This window comes from Romboutsia weinsteinii, from assembly GCF_002250835.2.
In the GTDB taxonomy this organism is placed as follows: Bacteria; Bacillota; Clostridia; order Peptostreptococcales; family Peptostreptococcaceae; genus Romboutsia_A; species Romboutsia_A weinsteinii.
Genome location: NZ_NOJY02000080.1, coordinates 1 through 9,298 on the forward strand (window position 1 = coordinate 1; position 9,298 = coordinate 9,298).

At 29.9% G+C, this 9,298-nt stretch carries 7 protein-coding genes; all 7 read right to left on the reverse strand.

The annotated features are described in order from the left end of the window. A partial coding sequence (locus CHL78_RS18610) for a Tex-like N-terminal domain-containing protein (protein ID WP_274541870.1) occupies positions 1-460 on the reverse strand: 460 nt, incomplete at its 3' end. Between the two features lie 87 nt (positions 461-547). Further along, positions 548-1,658, reverse strand: a protein-coding gene (prfB, locus tag CHL78_RS18615) for a peptide chain release factor 2 (RefSeq protein ID WP_116041689.1) whose coding sequence is annotated in 2 segments (ribosomal slippage) — positions 548-1,582 and positions 1,584-1,658 — 1,110 coding nt in all. Because the reading frame shifts where the segments join, the coding sequence is not laid out codon by codon here. A 14-nt stretch (positions 1,659-1,672) separates the two neighbouring features. After that, complete coding sequence (secA, locus tag CHL78_RS18620; RefSeq protein WP_094369123.1) at positions 1,673-4,345, reverse strand: preprotein translocase subunit SecA; 2,673 nt, start codon at positions 4,343-4,345, stop codon at positions 1,673-1,675. Positions 4,346-4,538: 193 nt separating this feature from the next. Beyond that, a complete protein-coding gene (locus CHL78_RS18625; RefSeq protein WP_094369122.1) occupies positions 4,539-4,877 on the reverse strand; it encodes a DUF5658 family protein in 339 nt (112 codons plus the stop codon). Between the two features lie 184 nt (positions 4,878-5,061). Continuing rightward, complete coding sequence (gene hpf, locus CHL78_RS18630; protein ID WP_094369121.1) at positions 5,062-5,616, reverse strand: ribosome hibernation-promoting factor, HPF/YfiA family; 555 nt, start codon at positions 5,614-5,616, stop codon at positions 5,062-5,064. Between the two features lie 641 nt (positions 5,617-6,257). Beyond that, entirely contained in the window at positions 6,258-6,989 is a 732-nt protein-coding gene (locus tag CHL78_RS18635; RefSeq protein ID WP_243446481.1) for a ComF family protein, read from the reverse strand. Positions 6,990-7,012: 23 nt separating this feature from the next. Beyond that, complete coding sequence (gene recD2 / locus CHL78_RS18640) at positions 7,013-9,235, reverse strand: SF1B family DNA helicase RecD2 (protein WP_094369119.1); 2,223 nt, start codon at positions 9,233-9,235, stop codon at positions 7,013-7,015. Positions 9,236-9,298: the final 63 nt, after the last annotated feature.

Below are 9,298 nucleotides of genomic sequence, written 5' to 3' on the forward strand. Positions count from 1 at the left end.
CTTCTATAGAGTCTACTTCTTTTTCTTCATTAGTATATTTTTTAGCTTCTAACTCTATATTATCTATATTTTTATTTAACATAGATAATGCAAGATTTTCTAATCCTTTTTCCTTTGCTATTGTAGCTCTAGTTCTTTTTTTCTGTTTATATGGCGCATATATATCTTCAACTTCTTGAAGTGTTTTTGCCTTTTCTATGTTCTTCTTTATTTCTTCAGTAAGTTTACCTTGTTCTTCTATTATTCTATTTACATCTTCTTTTCTAGACTGTAGGTTTCTTAGGTATGTTAGTCTTTCATGAAGTTGTCTTAAGATTACGTCGCTCATTTCCCCTGTCATTTCTTTTCTATATCTAGCTATAAAAGGTATTGTATTACCTTCATCTATAAGTTTTAGCGTATTATTTATTTGCTCATCTCTAAGGTTAAATTCTTTTTTTAATATTTCATTTATATTCATAAGACTACCTCTTCCTTTGATTTTTTATCAGTATATCATCGCTTAAAATAAGGCTCGAGAATTATATTCTCAAGCCCTATATTAAAATTAATTTTTTGTCTTATTCATTTTTAAATATTCATTTATGAATAAATCTATATTACCATCCATTACACTATCTACATTTCCCATTTCTGCATTAGTTCTATGATCTTTGACTAGTTTATATGGTTGGAACACATATGATCTTATTTGACTTCCCCATGTTATTTGAGAATATTTTCCCTGTATATCCTCAATTTTTTCTTTTTGCTCTAATTCTTTTAACTCAATTAGTTTAGCCATTAACATTCTCATTGCTCTATCTTTATTCATATGTTGAGATCTTTCATTTTGGCACTGAACAACTACACCTGTAGGAATATGGGTTATCCTTACTGCTGAATCTGTAGTATTTACATGTTGACCTCCAGCACCAGATGCTCTATAAGTGTCTATCTTAAGGTCTGAAGGATTTATCTCTATATCTATATTCTCGTCTAGTTCAGGTGTAACATCTATTGATGCAAAAGCTGTATGTCTTTTTCCCGATGGGTCAAATGGAGATATTCTGACTATTCTATGCACACCTTTTTCACTTTTTAAATATCCGTAAGCATTTAATCCTTCTATTAATAGAGTAGCACTTTTTATTCCTGCTTCAGGGTCAGATATAAGGTCTAACATACGTACTTTATATCCATTTTTTTCACCCCATCTTACATACATTCTTAATAGCATTTGTGACCAATCTTGTGCATCTAAACCACCTGTACCAGAGTTTATTGATAAGATTGCATTGTTCTTGTCGTACTCTCCATTTAATAAAGTCTTTATTCTTACTACATCTATATTTTTTTCTAATGTTTGAATAGATGATTCTATTTCTTTTTCAATAGAATCATCTTTTTCTTCCATTCCGATTTCAATTAGAACTTCTATTTCTTCTAAAGCTTCTAAAAGTTTTTCATATTCTTCTACAGTTTCTTTTAAAGCTTTATTTTCTTGAAGTGTTTTCTGAGCTAATTCATTGTCATTCCAAAAATCTTGCTCATTCATTTTTTCTTCATTTTCTTTTATTTTATTTTCTAATGAAGCTATGTCAAAGAGAAACCCTCAATTCTTCTATATTTGAAGACATAATCTCCACATTGCTTCTATATTCTTGTACGTTTAACATTTAAACCTCCAGAATTATCTACCACAACACTTTTTGTATTTCTTTCCACTTTTGCATGGACAATCATCATTTCTTCCTATGTGGTCATCTTTTTTTACTGTCTTATTGTCCGGATCATCAGTTGCACTAGAAGATAAATGTTCAACATCTATAACTTGCTTTCTTTCAACTGGTTCTTCTATAGTTATGTTGAATAAGTACCTTACAGTATCTTCTTGTATGTGCTTAGTCATATCATCAAACATATCGAATCCTTCCATTTTGTATGCAACAACTGGGTCTTGTTGACCTATTGCACGAAGTCCAATACCTTGACGTAATTGATCCATTGCATCTATATGATCTATCCAGTGGCTATCTACAGATTGAAGAAGTATAACTCTTTCTACTTCTCTCATTCTTTCAGACCCTATTCTTTCTTCTTTTCCACCGTATATCTTCATTGCTATTTCATAAGTTTGTTCTACTATTTCTTCAACTTTAAGTTTTTCCATATCTGGAATTTCTATGCTTCCCTTAGGCATAAAGATATGATATAAGTAATCTCTGAATCCATCTTCGTTAAATCCACTTTCTGTAGAGTAGATATTAGCAGCTTGATCTATGATAGATTTTATCATACCTTGAACTTGTTCTTGTAGGTTCTCTCCATCTAGTACACGTCTTCTTTCAGCATAGATTATTTCTCTTTGCTTATTCATAACATCATCATATTGAAGAACATGCTTTCTTATACCAAAGTTTCTTCCTTCAACTTTCTTTTGAGCCCCTTCTATAGACTTCGATAGTATTTTATGTTCTATTGGCATATCGTCTTCTAATCCGATTTTTTCTACTACACCAGATATTCTATCACTACCGAATAGTCTCATAAGATCATCATCTAATCCTATGTAGAATCTTGAGCTACCTGGATCTCCTTGACGACCAGCACGTCCTCTTAACTGATTATCTATTCTTCTAGATTCATGTCTTTCTGTACCTATTATAGCAAGTCCACCTGCTGCTCTAACTTGTTCTTGCTCTTCTTCAGTTTGCTTTTTATATTTGTCATGTAATTCTTCATATTGCTTTCTTGCAGCAAATATTTCTTCATTACCTTCTAATTCTAATCCTTCTATAGGAGAGTCTACTTTATTTATAACACTTTCGTCATAACCTAATCTCTTCATTTCTTTTTTAGTTAAAAATATAGGATTTCCCCCTAATACTATATCCGTACCACGACCTGCCATGTTAGTAGCTATTGTTACTGCTCCTAACCTACCAGCTTGTGCTATTATTTCAGCTTCTTTATCATGATGCTTAGCATTTAACACTTCATGCTTTATACCTCTTCTCTTTAACAGTTGAGATAATAATTCTGATTTTTCTATAGAAACTGTACCTACTAGTATAGGTTGCTTCACTTTATTTCTTTCTATTATATCTTCAGCTACAGCATTAAATTTACCCATCTCATTTTTATATACTGCATCTGCTAGATCTTCTCTTAAGATTGGCTTATTCGTTGGAATTTGAACAACATCCATCTTATATATTGCTTTAAATTCTTCTTCTTCTGTCTTAGCAGTACCTGTCATACCAGAAAGCTTATTATACATTCTGAAGTAATTTTGGAATGTTACAGTTGCTAATGTTTTAGATTCTCTTTGTATCTTTAATCCTTCTTTTGCTTCTATTGCTTGGTGTAAACCTTCTGAATATCTTCTACCAAACATAAGTCTTCCTGTGAATTCATCAACTATTGTGATTTCACCGTCTTTAGCTACGTAATCTACATCACGCTTCATTATTGTATGAGCCTTTAAAGCTTGATTTATATGATGATATAATTCTATATGAACTACATCAGTTATATTTTCAACATTAAAATAAACCTCTGCCTTTTGTATTCCCGAATCAGTTAAGGATACTGACTTTTGCTTTTCATCAACTTCGTAGTTTTCAGGCTTTAAAGTTAATACAAATGTATTAGCATCTGAATATAAGTGAGTAGATTTATCTCCAGGTCCAGATATAATAAGAGGAGTTCTAGCTTCATCCACTAATATAGAATCGACCTCATCCACTATTGCATAATTTAATTCTCTTTGAACCATTTGCTCCTTATGAATTACCATATTATCTTTTAGGTAATCAAATCCGTACTCATTATTAGTTCCATAAGTTATATCACACTCATATTGTGCTCTTCTAACTTGAGGGTTTTGTCCGTGAACTATTACCCCTACAGTCATTCCAAGGAATTCGTATAATTTGCTCATTTGCTCCTTGTCACGCTTTGCTAAGTAATCATTTACTGTTACTACGTGTACCCCTTTTCCTGTAAGAGCATTTAAATAAACTGGAGCTGTAGCAACTAAAGTTTTACCTTCCCCTGTTTTCATCTCTGCTATTCTGCCTTGATGCAGAACTATACCACCTATAAGCTGTACTTTATACTGTCTCATCCCCAATACTCTTCTAGAAGCTTCTCTAACTACCGCAAAAGCCTCTGGAAGTATATCATCTAAGCTTTGTCCACTATCTAATCTTCCTTTGAATTCTTCTGTCATATTTTTAAGTTCTTTATCTGACATTGCTTCAAATTTTGGTTCTAATGCATCTATAGAATCAACAATCTTATTAAACTTCTTTAATTCTTTTTTGTCTGCCATGTTGAATAAATTATCTAAAAATCCCATGATTAACATCTCTCCTCGCTCAATTATATATACTAATATTCATTTTAACATAAAAGCACCATATTTAATACCAATAATAGCATTTACACCAATTTAAGCACTATGATTTACAATATAATAAAAATGAGTATATTTCAAAAAATGCATCTACATAATATAAGCATTTATATTTTGAAACATACTCATTTATATTTTACACAGCTAAGCTTATAGCCAATATGTACAAGCATACATGATATATAAATATTCCTATGTAGATTATGTTAGTTAAGCAAATTAGCATTTTTGTAAACTTAGATATCTTCACCTTTATTTTTTCCATTAAAATCAATAATATTAATGTGGGTATTATTATCTTTACAATAATGAACATAGATGAACTATACTCGTATACTAAGTCTAAAAATTTATTTAGTTCTATATAAAACCCTAATCTTAAACCAACGTACGTTGCTATTCCATCAAAAGCATTTAGAAATATTAATAGTATTAGTCCATCATGTCTATTGCTTCTTTCTACCAAATTCTCCATATATCCTCCTATGTATACTAATCTATAAATTTACATAGTTTAATATAATTATATATGGATATTTAAGTTGTATATATTACTCTACTGTTTAATTTTTACTTATACTTTTGAATTAAGTTAGTTTATCTAATATAATAAATAGAGTATCCCAAATTAATTATCCTGAGATACTCTATTATGTACATTATTCGTGTTCTATTATTCCATAACCACCATTGTTACGCTTATAAACTACTGATAATTCATCTGTGTCTATATTTTTAAACATATAGAAGTCATGTTCTATTAATTCCATTTGTAATACTGCCTCTTCTGGACTCATAGGTTTCATATCAAACTTTTTACGTCTTTCTATTAATATTTCATCAAAATTATCATCTTCATCATATTCTATATTATCGTCTTCAACTAAATCATTTTCGTTGTATCTTATAGTTTTGTTATCTTGATGTCTATCTTGTAATCTATTTTTATATTTTCTTAATTGCTTATTAAGTTTATCATATACAACATCTATTGCTGCATATAAGTTTTCCTCTATATCCTCTGCTCTAACTATAGGTCCATTTATAGGTACTATAGTTACCTCTACTTTTTGTCTAGATTTTTTTGCACTTACAGTAACTTTTACTTCTGTTTCTGGATGAAGGTAGTAGTCTAATCTGCCTAACTTCTCCTCTATTGCATTTTTTATTCCAGTTGTTAGTTCCATTTGCTTTCCAGATATTATTATTTTCATAAGAACATCTCCCTTCAAGTTATACCAGTATATAAAATTATACTTTAATAAATTCATTCTACGTACTGTAATAGAATCCTTTAATTTTATTGTTAACTTTTATATTCTAAATATGCAAAATATAAAGAAGTTTATTTAATTTTATATTAGTATAATTTCTTAATGTGGATTAATAATAACAATATTATGTGGATAATGTGTATAACTCTGTTAATAACTATTGAATCCATCTGTTTTAAACTATTCTAAGTATTTCTTATATCCACAAATATCAACACAAGTTGTTATTAATATGTGTATTTATGTCAAATTTTTAATTTTTATGCATATTTTTTAAATTTAGTAATTATTTTTAGGTATAAAAAAAGCACCTTTAAAAGGTACTTTAAGATATTTAGCTGACCTGGTCTTTGCCCCCACACTCGCCTACTGGAGGGTTCGCTTGGGTTCGCCGCACTACTACTCTCTCTCGATTTTATTACCGGTAGGGCTTACTTCTAAGACGCACCATGATCATCAACTCAATTTTTAGTGTTAACTTACGTGGATCCCTTTGCCTGCGTCTGGCTTGGACTTTCAACCACAGACCTAAATATCACTTAATTATTCTAATATTTTATATCAAATATGTCAATAGAAAATTATTCTAATACATAACTATCGCTACTTCTAGTTAGTAATGTCATAATATATATTTTATTTACGCCTGTTTCTTTTAGTAACTTTGATATTTCATTCGTAGTCGCTCCTGTTGTAAATATATCATCTACTAATAATATGTTTTTATTATTAAGTAAATTTTTACTATGTTTAATGGCAAATACGTTTTTTAACTCCTGGAATCGTTCTTGTTTTTTTAATTTGTATAGCATTTTTGTATAACTTTTTCTATATATAGAGTCTATAACTTGCGCTGATATCTCTTTTCCTAAATGCTTAGCTATCTTTTCAGATTGATTAAAACCTCTCTTCTTAAGCCTTCTCTTGTGAAGTGGTACAAATAAAATATAATCAAATTCTAGACCTTCCACCTCTAACTTTTCTTTCATTATTGTAGCTATATACTTACTCATATATGTCTTATTATTATACTTTAGTCCCAGTATCATCTTTTTACTAGTATCATTATACTCTATACATGATATTGCTCTATCAAAATAGAAACTCTTGTTAAAACAGTAGCTACAACCAGATATCTCTTGTTTTTCTAATGAATGATTTATTATTGGCTTCCCACACTTTACACATCCATCTAATATAAAATGTAACTCTTCAAAGCAACTTTTACACATTGAGTAAGTGTTGCTCTTTTTTATTGGATTATCACATATAATGCAACTTATATTTTCAGGATATATAAAGTCTATAATCACATAAAAAAAGTCATATAATATTTTTATTTTAACAGCAACCCTTCTTGTTTAAATTTATTTAATTTATATCCCAAGTTGGAATACCTTTCGTTCGTCCTATTATTTTTTATCATATGCTCTAAGTATCTAACATCTCCAACTAGCACTACTAGCTTTTTTGCTCTTGTTACTGCAGTATATAGAAGGTTTCTACTTAACAACATAGGTGGAGCCCATGTAATAGGTATTACTACCACTGGGAATTCACTTCCTTGACTTTTATGTATAGTTGTACAAAAACTATGATCAATTTCATCTAGCTCATCATATTTATAAGATACTATCTTCACTTGGTCAAATAGTACGTATACATTCCTTTTGTCTTTATCTATATGGTATATATATCCAATGTCTCCGTTATATATACCTTCACCACTATCACTTTGGTCTTCATTTTCCCATTTTTTTGTATAGTTATTTTTTACTTGCATAACCTTATCTCCCACCCTAAGTATACGATTTTGGAATTTTTCCTCAACCTTGAACTTTTCTGGTTTATTAAGGTATTTTTGTAGTTCTGAGTTAAGATTAGTTACACCTAAGTCACCTTTCCTCATGGATGCAAGTATTTGTATGTCTTTCATTTTATCTACATTATAAAATTTAGGAAGTCTCTCATTAACTAGACCTATTATTTCATTTAATACATCTTCATTACTTGTTTTCTTTAAAAAGAAGAAGTCTTTTCCCTTTGAATTTAGGAATAATGGTTCTCCGTGATTTATTCTATGAGCATTTACTACTATCATACTCTCTTGAGCTTGTCTAAATATTTCATTCAACCTTACAACATTAATAACGTTAGAATCAATTATATCCTTTAATACATTTCCAGCACCTACTGATGGTAACTGGTCACTGTCTCCAACTAGAATAACCCTTGTACCATGCTTTATTGCCCTAAGTAGGTTATACATAAGCAAAATATCTACCATAGATACCTCATCAACGATTACAACATCTGCTTTTATAGGATCTTCTTCATTTTTTAAAAATAGTAACTCTTCTGAATCAGTTGCATATCCCATCTCTAATAGTCTATGTATAGTCTTTGCTTCTTTACTAGATGTTTCAGCCATTCTCTTTGCAGCTCTTCCTGTTGGGGCTGCTAAAAGTACTTCTTTATCATTATTTTCAAATACTTTTATTATTGTATTTATAGTAGTAGTCTTACCTGTTCCTGGACCTCCAGTTACTACAACCACACCACTATTCATCGCTTCTTTAACTGCTATAATTTGATTTTGAGCTAACTTAATATTTTCCTCATTTTCTACAATTCTAATCTCTTTCTCTATATCTATATTTAAATCGTCAAATTCGCATTGAGACAATTTTATTATTTGTTTACAAACTCCATTTTCAGCCATATAGTATGGAATTAAGTATACTAAATGTTCTCCGTTCATTTTTTCTATATGTATCTTTTGGTCGTAGGCTAAATCCATTATACATTCATCTACTATACCAGGTTCAACCTCTAATAGTTTGACAGAATCTTGTATTAAAATATTTTTCGGAAGATAAGTATGTCCACTACCTAGAGACTGATTTAATGCAAATAATATACCTTGACCTACTCTATCTTTAGAATACTTATCTATACCTATTTTACTAGCTATATCATCTGCTATTTTAAATCCAATACCTCTTATATCTGATGCTAATTTATATGGATTTTTATTTATTATTTCTATAGCTTTACTTTTGTATTTTTTATATATCTTTAAACAATAATTCGGAGTTATGCCATATGGAGATAGCTCTATAATTACATTCCTAAGTTCTCTGTTTTCTTCATAACTTTTAACTATTTGTTTTACTTTTCTGTCCCCTATTCCTTCTACTTCCTCTAGTCTTTCTGGAGTGCTTTGAATTATATCTAAAGTGTTTACCCCAAATTTATCAATAATTCTTTTAGCCATCTTTTCACCTATACCATGTATCATCCCAGAAGATAGATAAACATAGATCCCTTCTAATGAAGAAGGGGTTATTGGTATAAATTGATTCACCTCAAATTGAGCTCCATAAATTTTATGATTTATCCACTTACCTTCTACCTCTATACTTTCTCCTACTGATAAAGTTGGCATACAACCTACTATAACCACTTCATCTTTTTCATTAGCCAAGTGAGCTATAGTATATCCGTTGTCTTCATTTTTAAATACTATATCACTTACCATTCCTTCTATTCTTTCCATACATATTCTCCTACCAAACAAATACTGTTTCTATAATTCACGTAATTTGTAACTATTATACCT

Coding starts and splice junctions, on each gene's coding strand:
- secA (WP_094369123.1), bottom strand. CDS start 4,345: ATGGGATTTTTAGATAATTTATTCAACATGGCAGACAAAAAAGAATTA.
- CHL78_RS18625 (WP_094369122.1), bottom strand. CDS start 4,877: ATGGAGAATTTGGTAGAAAGAAGCAATAGACATGATGGACTAATACTA.
- hpf (WP_094369121.1), bottom strand. CDS start 5,616: ATGAAAATAATAATATCTGGAAAGCAAATGGAACTAACAACTGGAATA.
- recD2 (WP_094369119.1), bottom strand. CDS start 9,235: ATGGAAAGAATAGAAGGAATGGTAAGTGATATAGTATTTAAAAATGAA.